Annotated in this window: 16 protein-coding genes; 11 read left to right on the plus strand and 5 right to left on the minus strand. The window is 68.6% G+C overall.

The window, feature by feature from the left end; genetic code table 11:
* Positions 1-73 precede the first annotated feature (73 nt).
* Together G6N48_RS05745 and G6N48_RS05750 are read left to right on the plus strand one after the other, a co-directional pair.
* Complete coding sequence (locus G6N48_RS05745; RefSeq protein ID WP_163670796.1) at positions 74-700, plus strand: hypothetical protein; 627 nt, start codon at positions 74-76, stop codon at positions 698-700.
* Between the two features lie 8 nt (positions 701-708).
* Positions 709-1,008, plus strand: coding sequence for a DUF503 domain-containing protein (locus tag G6N48_RS05750; RefSeq protein WP_085269471.1), 300 nt, complete (start codon positions 709-711; stop codon positions 1,006-1,008).
* Here G6N48_RS05750 and trmI read toward each other — a convergent pair.
* Entirely contained in the window at positions 1,005-1,847 is an 843-nt protein-coding gene (gene trmI / locus G6N48_RS05755) for a tRNA (adenine(58)-N(1))-methyltransferase TrmI (RefSeq protein ID WP_085269472.1), read from the minus strand. The genes G6N48_RS05750 and trmI overlap by 4 nt on opposite strands.
* A 73-nt stretch (positions 1,848-1,920) precedes the next feature.
* Between trmI and G6N48_RS05760 the strand changes: the two genes are divergently transcribed.
* Entirely contained in the window at positions 1,921-2,796 is an 876-nt protein-coding gene (locus tag G6N48_RS05760; protein WP_085269473.1) for a RecB family exonuclease, read from the plus strand.
* 207 nt (positions 2,797-3,003) lie between these two features.
* Here the strand turns inward: G6N48_RS05760 and G6N48_RS05770 are convergent, their stop codons facing one another.
* The 4 genes from G6N48_RS05770 to G6N48_RS05785 form a co-directional block, all read right to left on the minus strand.
* Positions 3,004-4,374: an FAD-containing oxidoreductase gene (locus tag G6N48_RS05770; protein ID WP_085269474.1), complete on the minus strand. Its 1,371-nt coding sequence runs from the start codon at positions 4,372-4,374 to the stop codon at positions 3,004-3,006.
* Positions 4,371-4,853 carry a DUF4126 domain-containing protein gene (locus G6N48_RS05775; RefSeq protein WP_085269475.1) on the minus strand — a complete coding sequence of 161 codons (483 nt, stop codon included), beginning with the start codon at positions 4,851-4,853 and terminating at the stop codon, positions 4,371-4,373. The genes G6N48_RS05770 and G6N48_RS05775 overlap by 4 nt, the downstream gene beginning before the upstream one ends.
* 116 nt (positions 4,854-4,969) lie before the next feature.
* Positions 4,970-5,827: an ATP phosphoribosyltransferase gene (gene hisG, locus G6N48_RS05780; protein WP_085269476.1), complete on the minus strand. Its 858-nt coding sequence runs from the start codon at positions 5,825-5,827 to the stop codon at positions 4,970-4,972.
* Positions 5,828-5,829: 2 nt separating this feature from the next.
* On the minus strand, positions 5,830-6,111 hold the full coding sequence (locus tag G6N48_RS05785; protein ID WP_085269477.1) for a phosphoribosyl-ATP diphosphatase: 282 nt from the start codon (positions 6,109-6,111) through the stop codon (positions 5,830-5,832).
* A 406-nt stretch (positions 6,112-6,517) separates the two neighbouring features.
* Here G6N48_RS05785 and G6N48_RS05790 point away from each other — a divergent pair, with 406 nt between their 5' ends.
* The 8 genes from G6N48_RS05790 to G6N48_RS05825 are packed head-to-tail and all read left to right on the plus strand — an operon-like array spanning position 6,518 to position 15,519.
* A complete protein-coding gene (locus G6N48_RS05790; RefSeq protein WP_085269478.1) occupies positions 6,518-7,357 on the plus strand; it encodes an MlaE family ABC transporter permease in 840 nt (279 codons plus the stop codon).
* Complete coding sequence (locus G6N48_RS05795; RefSeq protein WP_085269479.1) at positions 7,354-8,217, plus strand: ABC transporter permease; 864 nt, start codon at positions 7,354-7,356, stop codon at positions 8,215-8,217. Before G6N48_RS05790 ends, G6N48_RS05795 begins: the two co-directional genes overlap by 4 nt.
* A 3-nt stretch (positions 8,218-8,220) precedes the next feature.
* On the plus strand, positions 8,221-9,819 hold the full coding sequence (locus G6N48_RS05800; RefSeq protein WP_085269480.1) for an MlaD family protein: 1,599 nt from the start codon (positions 8,221-8,223) through the stop codon (positions 9,817-9,819).
* Complete coding sequence (locus G6N48_RS05805) at positions 9,819-10,883, plus strand: MlaD family protein (protein ID WP_085269481.1); 1,065 nt, start codon at positions 9,819-9,821, stop codon at positions 10,881-10,883. The genes G6N48_RS05800 and G6N48_RS05805 overlap by 1 nt, the downstream gene beginning before the upstream one ends.
* Positions 10,876-11,943: an MlaD family protein gene (locus G6N48_RS05810; protein ID WP_085269482.1), complete on the plus strand. Its 1,068-nt coding sequence runs from the start codon at positions 10,876-10,878 to the stop codon at positions 11,941-11,943. The genes G6N48_RS05805 and G6N48_RS05810 overlap by 8 nt, the downstream gene beginning before the upstream one ends.
* Entirely contained in the window at positions 11,940-13,046 is a 1,107-nt protein-coding gene (locus tag G6N48_RS05815) for an MCE family protein (RefSeq protein WP_085269483.1), read from the plus strand. The genes G6N48_RS05810 and G6N48_RS05815 overlap by 4 nt, the downstream gene beginning before the upstream one ends.
* On the plus strand, positions 13,043-14,263 hold the full coding sequence (locus G6N48_RS05820) for an MlaD family protein (protein ID WP_085269484.1): 1,221 nt from the start codon (positions 13,043-13,045) through the stop codon (positions 14,261-14,263). Before G6N48_RS05815 ends, G6N48_RS05820 begins: the two co-directional genes overlap by 4 nt.
* The gene (locus G6N48_RS05825; protein ID WP_085269485.1) at positions 14,260-15,519 is read left to right on the plus strand and encodes an MlaD family protein; all 1,260 of its coding nucleotides are present in this window, start codon (positions 14,260-14,262) and stop codon (positions 15,517-15,519) included. The genes G6N48_RS05820 and G6N48_RS05825 overlap by 4 nt, the downstream gene beginning before the upstream one ends.
* Positions 15,520-15,611 lie beyond the last annotated feature (92 nt).

The following is a 15,611-nucleotide window of genomic DNA, read 5'->3' on the forward strand; positions in this document are numbered from 1 at the left end:
CCCCGGCGAGCCGGACGCCGGTGTGACTTCCGTTGCATCCACGGCCCCGACGGGCGCTTAGTCCGCCGCCCACATGCGCCGACACCTCATTGCTGCGCTGATTGTCGCCGTTGCCCTGGCCGCGGCCATTTTGACCGGCTGTTCACACCGCGCCCCCAAGGTCGTGTCGTCGGCCCCTTCGTCGGCCACCCCGGCCTCGTCGCCTCCGGTGATCGCGTCCGCCCCGACCACTCCCCCGCCCGCCGCCGACGTTTTGACCGGCGTGCTCAACCGGCTCGCCGACCCTAACGTTCCAGGCGCCGACAAGGTCGATCTCGTCGAGGGTGCGACCCCCGACAGCGCGGCCACCCTGGACAAGTTCGTCGCGGCATTGCGCGACAACGGCTATTTGCCCATGACGTTCTCCGCGAACGACATTGCATGGTCGGACAAGAATCCGTCACACGTCACGGCCACCGTGACCGTGAACACCGCACAGAACAACAACGGCAAGTTCACCTTCCCCATGGAGTTCACCCCCGCGCGAGGCGGCTGGCAGCTGTCTCGCCGGACCGCCGAAATGCTGCTGGCCCTCGGCAAGGCGCCGGCCACGCCGCCGCCGGCCGGCCCCGGCCTGACTCCCGAGCCGCCCGGCGGGCCGCCCCCACCCGCTCCGGCACCGCCGCCGGAGTCCCTCCCGAGTCAGCCGCCCCCGAGTTGACCGGAGGAATGTGGATCGGCTGGCTCGAGTTCGACGTGCTCCTGGGCGATGTCCGATCCCTGAAGCAAAAGAGGTCGCTGGTTCGCCCGGTCGTCGCGGAGTTGCAGCGCAAGTTCAGTGTGTCCGCCGCCGAGGCGGGCGCGCACGAGTTGTACCGGCGCGCCGGCATCGGCGTGGCCCTGGTGTCCGCCGACCGCGGCCATGCGGTGGACGTGCTGGACGCGGCCGAGCGATTGGTGGCCGGGCGTCCGGAGCTCGAGTTGCTGTCGGTGCGGCGCTCGCTGCTGCGCAGCGACGACTTGATCTAGCCGTCGCGGCCCGGGCGTTTGCGCCCCAGCGGGACCGGCGCGACGACGCCGGGAGCGAGTCGCCGCGTGAAGATCAGGAAGGCCGTGTGCCCGCGCATCGAGTGCTGCGGCCGCACGGCGAGGCCCACCACGTTCCAGCCGCGCTGCAGCGTCTCCCACGAGCGCGGTTCGGTCCAGCACTGCTGCGCGCGCAGCGCCTCCACCACCCGGGACAGCTGGGTGACGGTGGCGACGTAGACCACCAGCACACCGCCGGGGACCAGTAGCCGCGCGACGGATTCCAGGACCTCCCACGGCGCCAGCATGTCGAGCACGGCCCGGTCGAAGCTGCCGTCGGGCAGCTCGGCGTCGGTGACGTCGCCGACGATCAGCTCCCAGTTCGCGGGCAGGCCGTCGAAGAACACCGACACGTTGCGCCTGGCGTGCTCGGCGTGGTCGGCACGCAGCTCGTAGGACACCACCCGCCCGTCGGGCCCGGCCGCGCGCAGCAGCGAGCAGGTCAGCGCTCCGGATCCGGCGCCTGCCTCGAGCACGCGGGCGCCCGGGAAGATGTCGCCCTCGTGCACGATCTGCGCAGCGTCCTTGGGATAGATGACCTGAGGACCGCGGGGCATCGACATGATGTAGTCGACCAGTAGCGGGCGCAGTACCAGGTAGGGAGTGCCGTTGCTGGATTTGACGACGCTGCCCTGTTCGAGCCCGATGACTGCGTCGTGCGCGATCGAGCCGCGGTGGGTGTGGAACTCGGCACCCGCAGTCAGGCACACGGTGTAGTGCCGGCCCTTGGCGTCGGTGAGCTGGACACGCTCGCCGACGGTGAAAGGGCCGGTTGCGGACACGCCGTCCAGCCTGCCAGCCGACGCGCCGCGGCCAGTGCCCGGGGTTGTCGGCACCCGGTCCTAGGCTGCGAACATGACGGTCCAGACGGAGACACCCCCACCCGGGGGGCGCGCGGCACGGCCGGCGCTGTCGCCGTCGCGGGCGGCGGACTTCAAGCAGTGCCCGTTGCTGTACCGGTTCCGGGCGATCGACCGGTTGCCCGAGGCGACGTCGGCGGCGCAGCTGCGGGGCTCGGTCGTGCACGCGGCCCTGCAGCAGCTCTACAGCCTGCCCGCGCCCTCGCGCGGGCCCGACACGGCGTTGTCCCTGCTGGGATCGGCCTGGGAGCAGGTGATCGCCAAGGAGCCCCTGCTGGCGGGCGCATTCGATGACGCGCAGCGGACCCAACTGCTCGACGAGGCCAGGGCTTTGCTCGGCGGCTACTACCGGCTCGAAGACCCCACCCGGTTCGACCCGCAGTCGTGCGAACAGCGCGTGGAGGTCGAACTCGCCGACGGCACGCTGCTGCGCGGCTTCATCGACCGCATCGACGTGGCCGCCAGCGGCGAGGTGCGGGTGGTCGACTACAAGACCGGCAAGGCGCCCCCTGCCGCGCGGGCCCTCGCCGAGTTCAAGGCGATGTTCCAGATGAAGTTCTACGCGGTGGCGCTGCTGCGGACGCGCGGTGTGCCGCCGACCCGGCTGCGGCTTATCTACCTGGCCGACGGGCAGGTGCTGGACTACTCGCCGGACCACGACGAGCTGCTGCGCTTCGAGAAGACCTTGATGGCGATCTGGCGCGCCATCCAGTCCGCGGGCCGCACGGGCGACTTTCGGCCCAGCCAGTCACGGTTGTGCGACTGGTGCCCGCATCAGCAGCTCTGCCCGCTTTTCGGCGGCACACCGCCGCCCTACCCCGGCTGGCCGGAGACTCTCTCAACCGAGACCCTCGCGATCGCCGCGCGCTGACGGTGGCGACCCGCTTCGCCCGGCTCCGCCGCGCTCGCGATCGCACGGGCTGACGGTGGCGACCCGCCTCGCCCGGCTCCGCCGCGCTCGCGATCGCACGGGATCGATGGTGGCGACCCGCGTCGCCCGGCTCCGCCGCGCTCGCGATCGCACGGGATCGATGGTGGCGACCCGCGTCGCCCGGCTCCGCCGCGCTCGCGATCGCCACTAGTCCAGCGGGGACAACTCCTGCAGCATCGTCGGGATGAGCTCGCTGACCGTCGGGTGGATATGCATGGTCCGCGCCAGCGTCGTGTAGGGCGCCTTGGCGGACATGACGTCCAGGATGCCGTGGATGGCCTCGTCGCCGCCTACTCCCAGAATCGCGGCCCCCAGGATCTGCTCGGTGTCGGCGTCCACCACCACCTGCATGAAACCCTGTGTCTCACCCTTTTCCACGGCCCGGCCGACCCGGGTCATCGGCCGCTTGCCGACCAGCGCCCTGCGGCCCGAGGCGCGGACCTGCCCAACGGTCATCCCGGCGCGCCCCAGCGGCGGGTCGATGTAGAGAGCGTAGGCGGTGATGCGGTCGCTGACCCGGCGCGGATCGTCGTCGAGCAGGTTGGCGGCGACGATCTCGAAGTCGTTGTACGAGGTATGGGTGAAGGCGCCCTTGCCGTTGCAATCGCCCATCGCCCAGATGTGGTCGACGGTGGTCCTGAGCTGGTCGTCGACCACGATGTAGCCGCGAGCGTCGGTCCCCACGCCGGCCGCCTCGAGCCCCAGGCTGTCGGTGTTGGGCCGGCGACCGACGGCGAGCAGCAGGTGGCTCCCCGCGATCGGGGCCCCGCCCGCGCAGGGCGTCAATACAAAACCGTTGTCGCTCTTGGCTATTCGGATATCGTCGGCGTCGACGACGATCTCGATGCCCTCGCCCTCCAGTATCTCCTGGACGGCCGCCGAGACGTCCTCGTCCTCACGCGAGGCCAGCCGCGGACCCTTTTCGACGACGGTCACCCGGGAACCGAAGCGCCGGTACATCTGCGCGAACTCCAGCGCGATGTAGCTGCCGCCGACGATGACGAGATGCGCGGGGAGCGTGTCGAGTTCGAGGATCGACACGTTGGTGAGGTAGTCGATCTCGGACAGGCCCGGGATGTCGGGTGCCACCGCACGGCCACCGACGTTGAGGAAGATCCGGTCGGCCCGCAGCACCCGCTCGTCGACCCGCAGGGTGTGCGGGTCCTCGAATTGCGCATGACCGCGAACCACGGTGCAGCCGTCCATGCCGTAGAGCCAGTCCTCGACGCCCTTGCGGTCGCTGAGCATGATCTGGTCCTTGCGCGCCTTGACCTTCGCCATGTCCACGCTCACCGGGCCGGCGGCGACGCCGAAGTCCGCGCCGCGGCGAGCCAGGTGCGCGGCGTAGGCGCTGGCGACCAGGGTCTTGGTGGGGATACATCCGTTGTTGACGCAGGTGCCGCCGATCAGCTTGCGCTCCACGATCGCGACCCGCTGCCCGGCCGCCGTCAGCCGGCCCGCCAGCGGTGGGCCGGCCTGTCCGGCCCCGACGATGACGGCGTCGAAACGCTCTGTCACAGACTGGCCGCGAGCGCGACGACGGCGAAGCCGCCCAGGACCGCGATCGCATCCTCGAGTAGAGCGATCGGCAGGTCCTGGCCGCCGCGGGCGGCCACCAGCCGGTGGCGCGCCTGGTAGCCGCCCAGGGTGCCGAGCACCGCGCCGACGATGCCGGCGCCCAGGGCGCTGAACGTCCAGTGCCACGCCGCGCCCAGGACGGCGCCGGCGAACGCGCCCATGATGATCCGCGCGGCGAACGACGGCGGCGCGGTGCGGGGCGGGGTCTTGGGCAGCTTGTCGGACACCAGCTCGGCGATGGCCAACACGGTGACGACGCCGACCGTGATGAGGCTCGACACCCACGACGCCCACGTGGCGTTCAGGTTGATCCAGCCGAGATACGCACCCCAGGCGACCACGGCCGGCGCGGTCAGGGAACGCAGCCCGGCGACGACACCGATCAGCAAGGCCAACAGCACGAGCAGTAGATGTGTCACGGAGACCCTCCTGGGGAAGAACAGCCCGGCGACGAGGTGGGCGGCGGCCCGTCGATGACACGAGCAAACAACCCAATGCGGGACGCTAACACAGCCGCAGGCGCCACACCCGCTGATCAGAAGCGGCAGAACCTGATGTCGGAGGCCAGGATCGCCTTGGCGCCGATGGCGGCAAGCTCGTCCATGATCTCGTTGACACCGCGGCGTGGCACCAGCGCGCGGATGGCGACCCAGCCGGGGTCGGCGAGCGGCGCGATCGTCGGCGACTCCAGCCCCGGCGTGATCGCCGTGGCCCTGTCGAGCACCGAACGCGGACAGTCGTAATCGAGCATCAGGTACTGCTGGCCGAACACCACGCCTTGCACCCGGGCCACCAGTTGGTCGCGCGCCGCCCTCGTCCCGCCGTGGCCGTCGGAGTCGGCGCGCTCGATCAGCACCGCCTCCGAATCGCACAGCGGCTCGCCGAACGCCACCAGGTCATGCAGGCTCAGGGTCCGTCCGGACCCCACCACGTCGGCGATGGCGTCGGCCACGCCGAGCTGCACCGAGATCTCGACCGCGCCGTCGAGCCTGATCACCGTTGCGTCGATGCCGCGCTCGGCCAAGTCTTTTCGCACCAGGTTCGGGTAGGCGGTGGCGATCCGCTTCCCCGCGAGGTCGGCCGTCGTCCAGTCGCGGCCGGCGGGGCCGGCATAGCGGAAGCTGGACGACCCGAAGCCCAGCGCCAGGCGCTCGAGCACCGGAGCGTCGGAATCTCGGACCAGGTCCCGTCCGGTGATGCCGAAGTCGAGCTCCCCGGAACCCACATAGATCGCGATGTCCTTGGGCCGCAGGAAGAAGAACTCGACCTGATTGATCGGGTCGATGACCGTGAGGTCTTTGGGATCGGTGCGCCGGCGGTAGCCCGCCTCCGACAGGATCTCGGTGGCCGGCTCGCTGAGCGTGCCCTTGTTGGGAACCGCGACCCGCAACATGCTCACAGTTTCCGGTAGACGTCGTCGAGGGACAGGCCGCGCGCGATCATCAGGACCTGCGTCCAGTACAGCAATTGGCTGATCTCGCCGGCCAGCGCGTCGTCGGACTCGTGCTCGGCGGCCAGCCACACCTCGCCGGCCTCCTCCAGGATCTTCTTGCCCAGCCCGTGCACGCCGCCGTCGAGCGCGGCGACCGTCGCGCTGCCGTCGGGCCGGGTGCGGGCGCGATCGCCCAACTCGGCGAACAGGTCCTCGAAGGTCTTCACGGCCAGCGATTGTTTCACGCGACGACCACCGCAGTCACGGCGGTTTCGCGGTAGCCGACCAAGGGTTGCCCCGCCCGGCCGAATACCACCCCCGAGCCGTCGGCACGAAGTTTGCTGCGGCGTGCGATTCGGGTGTGGTTCGACGATTTGCCCGGACGCGGCGCTCCTCGATGGCGGTCCAATTAGACGTTTGTTGAGTATTGAATGCGCTTGTCGAGTAGGCTACGTTTTTGACCGTTAACCGGATTGAGCTGCAGCGTTGCGGAACTTGGTATCACCATCCCAGCCAAGATCACCCACGCTTTCCGTCCGGGACTTAGGACATCCTCGGACAGCCAAGGTGGGAGAGCCCCGATGAAAGCGGGTACTGGTAGGCGATGACCCGTGGCATTTGTTTGCCGAAGCAACGGCTGACCGGACTGCGATGACCACGCGGCAAGACGGCATCACCGTCATCGGGGATTGGTCCGTCGGGTACGTCAAGCGTCACCCGCTCGCCTCGCTGAACACCGTCGGCGAACAGTTCGTCCTCGGCGTGCGCACCCTGCAGTACTTCTTCACCGATCTCGTCACCGGCCGGTTCCAGTGGGAGGAGTTCGTTCGGCAGGGCGCGTTCATGGCCGGGACGGCGGTGGTGCCGACGGTCCTGGTGTCGCTGCCGGTCAGCGTCACCATGTCGGTGCAGTTCGCGATGCTGGCCGGCCAGGTGGGCGCCACCTCGCTGGCCGGCGCGGCCAGCGGACTGGCCGTCATCCGGCAGGGCGCGTCGATGGTGGCCGCCATCCTGATGGCCTCGGCCGTCGGCTCGGCGATCACCGCGGACCTGGGCTCGCGGACCATGCGCGAGGAGACCGACGCCATGGAGGTGATGGGCGTGTCGGTGATACGGCGCCTGGTGGTGCCGCGGTTCGCCGCGGCGATCATGATCGGCGTCGCGCTCACCGGCTTCGTCTGCTTCGTCGGCTTCTTCGCCAGTTACCTGTTCAACGTGTATGTCCAGGACGGCTCACCGGGCAGCTTCGTGTCGACGTTCGCGTCGTTCGCCACCCCCGACGACATGATCCTGGCGCTGCTCAAGGCGGTCATCTTCGGGGCCATTGTCGCCGTCGTCTCGGCGCAGAAGGGGTTGTCGACCAAAGGTGGCCCGACGGGAGTGGCGAACTCGGTGAACGCGGCCGTCGTCGAAGCGATCCTGCTGCTGATGATCGTCAACGTCGCCATCAGCCAGCTCTACATCATGCTGGTACCCAGGACGGGGCTATGACGGTCTCCGCGTACCGGCCCCTGGCGCCGATCTCGCTGCCGCTGGGGCGGCTCTATCGCAGAGCCGTCAAGCCGATCGTGCGGCTCGGCCACATGCTGGTGTTCTTCGTGCGGGCAGCGGTCGCGGTGCCGATCGCCGTGCGCCAGTACCGCGGCGAGTTCCTGCGCCTCCTGTCGAACATCACCTGGGGCAACGGCTCTCTGGTGGTGGGCGGCGGCACCGCCGGGGTAGCGGTCGTTCTCGGCGTTACCGTCGGTGCGCTCATCGGCATCGAGGGCTACAACTTCTTGGACCTCTTGGGGCTGGGCCCGGCCACGGGCCTGGTGTCGTCGTTGGTCAACACCCGCGAGCTGGCTCCGTTGATGGCCGCCATGGCATTTGCGATCCAGGGCGGCTGCCGGTTCACCGCGCAGTTGGGGGCGATGCGCATCGCCGAGGAAATAGACGCGATGGAATCGATTCCGATCCGGCCGATCCCCTATCTGGTGACCACCCGGCTGCTGGCCTCGGTGGTCGCGATCGTGCCGCTCTACACGGCGTGCCTGGCCATCGGCTACTTGAGCACTCAGCTGGTGGTGGGGCTGAGCGGCGGCGGCTCCTCGGGGTCCTACCTGCACTACTTCTCGCTGATGCTGGCCGGCAAGGACATCGTCTATTCGCTGCTGAAGGCCGTCGTCTTCGTGTGGATCGCCTCCACCATCCAGTGCTACTACGGCTATTACGCCAGCGGCGGGCCCGAGGGTGTGGGCGTGGCCGCCGGTCACGGCATGCGGGCCAGCATCATCGTCATGATCATGACGAACATGTTGCTCACCATGGCGATGTGGGGGGTCGACGCGGGCGCAAGGTTCGGTGGCTAGGCCATGGGCATCGCGGGCAAGCCGAACGTCCGGTCGAGGAGAAGGGGAAGCCCCAATTCCTTTGAGCTGGACGGGCGCGGCCCGTCGGACCGGCAACTGCTCGGCTTGGGGTTGCTGGTGGTCGCGGTGGCGGCGGCGCTGACCGCGGGGCTGCTGGCCAAGTCGACGGGCCGCCTCGAGAACTATGTGAAGGTGGTCGCCGACCTGGTCAACGTCGGCGACGGCCTGCCCCAGAAGTCCGACGTCAAATATCACGGCGTGCTGGTCGGAACCGTCGACAGCGTCGATCCCGCGGTCGACGGCAAGCCTAACTACGTCCGGATCAACCTCAAAACCGAATTCGCCCAGTCGATCCCGGCCGCGGTCACCGCACGTGTGGTCCCCAGCAACGTGTTCGCCGTATCGTCGGTTCAACTGGTGGGCAACGGTCCCGGCCGGGCCATCCGCGCGGGCGACCATATTCCCGAAGACACCCGGCTGCCGACGGTGCTGTTCCAGACCACCATCAGCAAACTGCGCGACCTGCTCTCCGCCACGGGCCGGGGCAGAGAGGACAAGTCCGTCGGCATCATGGCAGCTCTGGCGGCCGCGACCGACCACCGCCGCGCGAGTCTGCTGACCGGCGCACGCCAACTCAGACGCCTTGTCGATCAACTCAATTCGATCGTCAGCACAGATCCCGGCCCGTCGACGGTATCGGCGCTCATCGAGGCGACCCGGGGACTGCAGGCCACCGCGCCCGACCTCGTCGACGCCCTGCACCAGGCCGTCGGACCGATGCAGACCTTCGCCGAGACGCGCGGACAGTTGGCATCGCTCCTCTCCGGCTCCGGCGACACGCTGGACACGGCCCATCGTTCGCTGAACAACCACATCGACCAACTCGTCAGGATCACAACCGATTTCACGCCGGTGTTCGGTGTGCTGGCACAGAACTCGCACAACCTGCTTCCCGCCGCTATCAAGATGAACACTCTGGCCGACAAGTTCATGGAAACCGTCGTGACACCGGACGGCCTGCACAACCTGCACGGGATGCTCTCGTTCACCCCCACGTACAGCTACACGCGCGCCGACTGCCCGCGCTACGGCGAGCTCAAAGGCCCGAGTTGCTATACGGCTCCCCTGGTTCCGGTACGCCCTGATCTGCCGGAAGTGCTGCTGCCGCAGAACTATCAACCACCGAAGGACCTGGCACCACCGCCCGGCACGGTGATCGGACCGGACGGCAACCTTGTCGCGGTCGGGCCGCCGCTGATCAACCCGAATCCCGACTTGACCGATCCCAACCCGCCGCTTCCGCCGGGGCTCGCACCGTCTCCGCCGGTGCCGGGGACCGCCAACCCCGACAACCCGGACTTCCCGGCGCCGGGGCCCGGCGACCACGCGCCGTGGATTGCGCCGGTGGCGCCGAAGGCGCCGTGGATTCCGCAGTCGGCATTCGGCGGAAACGTCGGGCCAGTCGGCAGCCCTTACGAGCGAAACCTGCTGTCGGTGATCACCGGCCGGCCCGCCACCGCCGCGACCGTACTCCTCCTGGGCCCCCTGGCCCGCGGCACGACGGTCTCACGCAAGCACGCACCGCCGGACGGACGACCCTGATGAGATTTCGTGGACCGTTGATCGGCCTGAGCCTTTTCATGGTGGCGGCGCTGACGCTGACCTGGCTGGTGTATGTGAGCCTGCGTCGTGACGTGGCCGGCAAGACGGCACCCTACTCGGCGCTGTTCACCGACGTGTACGGGCTGCGCGAGGGCGACGATGTCCGGATGGCCGGAGTGCGGGTGGGCCGGGTCGAAAAGATCGACGTCGACGGCAAATTGGCGAAGGTCTCGTTCGTCGTGCAGACCGAGCAGCGACTTTACGGCAACACGGTCGCCTCGGTGAGCTACCAGAACATCGTCGGGCAGCGTTACCTCGGTCTGTCGTTGGGCAAAGAGGGCGCCGGCGGCGGTCCGGCGGCGCTGCCGCCGGGTAGCGTCATCCCGCCCGAGCGCACCGAACCATCCTTCGACGTCACCGCGCTGCTCAACGGCTACGAGCCGCTGTTCAGCTTGTTCAACCCGCGCGACGCCGACAACCTCACCAACGCGGTCCTGCAGTCGCTGCAGGGCGACACCTCATCGCTCGCCACCTTGATCGGCCAAACCACAACGCTCACCGAGACATTCGCCGGCCGCGACCAGGACCTCGGCGGCGCCATCACCAACCTCGACAAGGTGCTGGGCAACCTCGCCGCCCAGAACGACAACCTCGACGCCATGATCACGCAGACTTCCGGCATGGTCTCCGAGCTCGACGGCCGACGCCCGGAGCTCGTCTCTTCCGCGGGCACGCTGGCGCGGGTGCTGGGCCGGCTGTCGAACTCCGCCACGGACGTCTACCCGGCGGCGCGTGAATTCGTCGACCGACAGCCGGGCGCCGGGCGGCACATGCTCGACGTCGAGCCGCAGGTCGCGTTCTTCGCCGACAACGTCCCGCTGCTGATGAAGGGCCTCATCCGCGCCGGGAACCAGGGCGCCTACGGCAACGGCTACGTGTGCGACGTCAACCTGCTGGGGTTCTTCCCCGGCCTCAACGACATCGTGCCGATCATCGTCGCCGCAGCGACCCCCGGCAACAGGGCGATGCACACTCCGCTCTGCAGGAACACCGCAAATGGCTGACCCGTCCGCACGCCCCGGGCCCAACCGCCTGCTCGAGAGGGCGGCGCGGCGTCCCCTGGAGAGCTACAACAAGACCTGGCTCGGATTCATCGCCGCCGCGGTGGTCGCCGTCGTGATCGGCGCCATGCTCGTGGTCCACCTGCTCGGTGTCGGATACCGCCACTACACCGCGGAGTTCGCGCAGGCCGCGTCCCTGCGGGCCGGCAACCCGATCATGCTCGCGGGCATACCCGTCGGCGATGTCACCAGCATGAAGCTCGACGGCGACCATGTCGAGGCCGGCCTGAAGATCCGTGACGACATCGCGCTGGGCCGGGATTCGAAAGCGGCGATCAAGCTGACCACCATCCTCGGTGGCCGTTACCTGGCCATCTCGCCCGACGGCCCGGGTGGACTGCCGCGCAACACATTCGACCTCAAACACACCGAAGTCCCCTATGACCTGCAGGCCGCACTGAAGGACGCCACCACCACATTCGAGCAGGTGGACTCCGACCGCTTCGCCCAATCGCTTACCGTGCTCGGCAGACAGCTCAACGGCATGCCCGAGCTGATGCCCCAGGCGCTGGCCAACATCGATGCGCTGTCGTCGATCATCGCCCAGCGGCGCGATCAACTGGGGCAGTTGCTCGAGAACACCGAGCGGATCACCAACACGTTGCGCAACCAGCAGTCCAGGGTGGGCAACCTGATCAACCAGAGCCAGGACCTGATGGGTTTGTTCGTGGCGCGACGTGCGGTCTTCCACGCGATGATGCAATCCATACAGAGCCTGGTGGACGTGCTGAGCAAGATCGTCATCAACGACCGCCCTGCCCTGGACGCCCTGATCAGGGACATGGCGGACCTGACCGGCCTGATGGGCAAACACAACGACCTGATGCGAAACATGTTGCAGGCCAGCCCGATCCTGATGCGCGAGGCAGCCAACATCACAGGAGACGGCAACGCGGTGGTCGGCAACGGTCCCGGCGGCGCGGTCATCGACTCGTGGATGTGCGCGATAAGCGGGCGCGCCAAGCAGTTCGGGATGATCCCGTACTTCAAGGACTGCAAATGAGAAGGCTGATCGTGGCGTTGGCAGCCGTCCTGGCCGTGGCGATCGCCGCCACCGGCCTCGGCTGGTGGTTTGAAGGCCGCGGCGAAGGACCGATGACCGTCACCGCCCAGTTCGACAGCGCCGCAGGCCTGTACGAGGGCAATGTGGTGGCCTCGCTGGGCATGCCGGTAGGCAAGATCACCAAGATCACCCCGCGGGGCGGCTACGTCGAGGTCGAGTTCACCGTCGATCGCCACGTCAAGATCCCCGCCGACGCCCAGGCCGTCACGGTGTCGACGTCCATCCTCAGCGACCGCCAGATCGAGCTCACGCCGCCATACCGCGGCGGGCCGGTCCTGCAGAACCACGACACCATCGGGTTGACGCGCACCAAGACGCCCATCGAATTCAGCCGTGTGCTGGGCGTTTTCGAGAAGGTGTCCAAGTCGCTGGAAGGGGATGGCCACGGCGGCGGCCCCATCGCCGACATTCTCAACGGCAGCGCCGACATCGTCAACGGCAACGGAGCACAAACCAGGCAGGCGCTCGACGGGCTGTCGAAGGCGCTGCGCCTGAGCGGCGACGGCGGAGCGGCCAGCCGCGAGCAGATCACCGCGATCATCACCAACGTCAGCTCGCTGTTCGACGCCGCCGCCAGAAACGACGCGAAACTCCGCGAGTTCGCGTCGACCATCCACCAGCTCGCCCAGATCATGGCCGACGAGGACCTCGGCGGCGGCAGCACGGGCAAACGATTCGAGCAACTCGTCCAGCGGGCCGGCGATCTGGTCGAGGCGAACCGTGACGTCTTCAAGCAGGCCATCGCCAATTCCCACGGCACGCTGGACGCCGTGGTCGCCCAGCAGCGCGACCTCGCCGAGGTCCTCGACGTCGCACCCATGCTGGCCGACAACGTCTACAACGTGATCGACCAGGCCAACGGCAGCATCCGGGCGCGCGTGCTCACCGACCGGGTGATCTTCGACAGCCAGTACGCCAAGGAGATATGCAACCTGATGGGCCTGCGGCAACTGGGCTGCAGCACCGGGACCCCACAGGATTACGGCCCCGATTTCGGGCTGACCTATGTGCTCGACGGCCTGGCCGCGATGGGGCAGAAATGACGGCCCGGCGCGGCAGAGCCGCCCTCGCGATGGCGGTGTCCGCCGCCCTCGTCAGCTCCGGGTGCGCGACGAACGGGCTTGCCAGCCTTCCGCTTCCGGCCCCCGGTCTGGGTACCGGCGGCTACACGCTGACCGCGGTGTTCGCCAGCGCCCTCAACCTGCCGGCGAACGCCAAGGTGAAGCTCGCCGGCGCCGACGTAGGCCAGGTCGAGTCGATGGTCGCGCGCAACTACACCGCGGTGACCACGCTGCGGATCCGGCGCGACGTGCTGTTGCCGCGCGGCAGCACCGCCGAGTTGCGCACCGCCACCCCACTGGGCGACGTGTTCGTGGCGCTCAAACCGCCCGCGGACGACCCCCCGGAAATGCCGATGCTGCATGACGGCGACACCATCGGTCTGGAGTCCACCGGGGCGGCCTCGACCTTCGAGTCGGTGCTGAGTTCGGCCGCGGTGATGGTCAACGGCGGCGCGGTGCGCAATTTCACCAACCTCATCAACGGCCTCGGCAACGCCGCGGGCGACCGCGGCCAGGCGTTCGGCGAGTTGGTTCGCAGGTCCAACCAGCTGCTGGGCACGCTGGACGCCCGGTCCGGGCAGCTGTCGACCGCGATGACCGAGATGTCGCGCCTGTCCGGCGAACTCGAGTCCAAAGACGACGCCATGACCGAGTTGATGGCGGCCGCCGGTCCGGGCACCGATGCGCTGGCGTCCAACACGACACAGCTTTCCGGCCTGGCGATCCAGCTCGGCGACACCGCCCGGCTGCTGTCCCGGTTCCCCTCGATCGGCGGAACCGACACCAGCGGCCGAAGCATCGTTTCTGACCTGAACACGATCGCCGCGGCCGCCAATGACGTTGCGGTGAGCCCGGATACGAGTTGGCTGGCGGTCAACCGACTCCTTCCGCCGATGATCAAGGTCACCGCGGGGTATTCGGTTGCCGTCAGCGCCAGCTTCGACAAGCTGATCCTCGGTTCGATACCCGACATCGGATTTCCCGGAGACGTCGGCCTGCACGGACCGCACCGCTACAACTGGAACCAGTTCATCGGCTCGCTGAAGTACACCCTGTGGCGTCTGCAGGAGCGGGTGGTCGGGCGCGGGCCGAACTCACCGCAGGTGCCGTTGATACCCGATCCCGTGGTCCCCGGCCAGCTCGACATCGCCCCCGCGCCGGCACCGCCCGGCCCGAATCCGCCCGGACCACAGCGATGACCGCGCTGATCGCGGACTCCGCCAACACGCTGGTCCGCCTGGTCCGGGCGGGCCACCGGCAGCAGGTTTGGCTGTCGGTGGCCGGCCTGGTGATCACTCTGGTGGTGGCGACGGCTTACCTGCTCATCGGCGCGTTGCGGGTGGCGCCGCTGGCGCCGTCCTACCGGGTCACCGTGCAACTGCCCGAATCCGGTGGCCTGCTGCCCAACCAGGACGTCACGCTGCGGGGGGTGCGGATCGGGCACATCGAGTCGTTGCGCATCACCGACCGCGGCGTCGACGCCGTCGCCGACATCACGTCGACGCTGCGGATCCCGGCCTCGGCCGTCGCGCACGTCTCGGCACTGTCCCCCGCCGGCGAACAGTTCATCAACCTCGAGCCCGAGTCCGAGGCGGGGCCGTTCCTGCGTGACGGCAGCGTCATCGCGCTGGACCGCACCACCGTCCCGGTGAGCCTGGCGCAGTTGCTCGAGGGGGCCAACGGGCTTCTGGCGCAGGTGAACCCGCGCAAGATCGAGCGGATGAAGAAGGAGCTGAGCCTCAGCACGCAGGGCCCGGCCAAGCTGGCCGCCATCGTCGACGGCGGCACGTTCCTGCTGTCGACACTCGACTCGGTGCTGCCCGAGACCACCAGCATCATCAAGACCAGCCGGGTGGTGCTGACACTGGCGGCCGACAAGAATCCCGGACTGGCCACCACCACCGCGGACCTCGACCGCACGCTGAGCGGGGTGGCCAGGATGCAGGGCGGCTATCGGCGTCTGACCGAGGAGTCCCCGCGCGCCCTGCGGGGCATCGACAACCTTTTCGCCGACAACTCCGACACCATGGTGCAGCTGCTGGGCAGCATGGCCACCACCTCACAGCTGCTGTACCTGCGGGTACCGGCGCTCAACGCGCTGTTCCCGAGCTATCGCGGCTCGGTGCTGGACGCGTTCGCCAAGATCTTCCACGACGGCGGGGTGTGGGGCACCGCGGAGATCTGGCCCCGCTACGCCTGCGACTACGGAACGCCGGCCCACTCGCCGTCCACCGCCGATTTCGAGGAGCCGTTCATGTACACGTACTGCCGCGACACCGACCCGGGTGTGCTGATCCGCGGGGCCAAGAATGCGCCGCGGCCAGGCGGCGACGACACCGCCGGCCCCCCGCCCGGTGCCGATCTGGGGCGCAGAACCGATCCGACGCCGCGGGGCCGGTTCACGGTGCCCACGCCCTATGGCGGCCCGCCGTTGCCGATCGAACCGCCGCACTGATAGCCAGACCACGTCCAGCGCAGGGAGAAGATTGTGGTTGCCACCGAAGAAAAAGAAACCCCGGCCGAGCCCGAGAAGTTGGAAGCCCCGGC

Origin of the sequence: Mycobacterium parmense (genome assembly GCF_010730575.1) — a bacterium.
GTDB lineage: Bacteria > Actinomycetota > Actinomycetes > Mycobacteriales > Mycobacteriaceae > Mycobacterium > Mycobacterium parmense.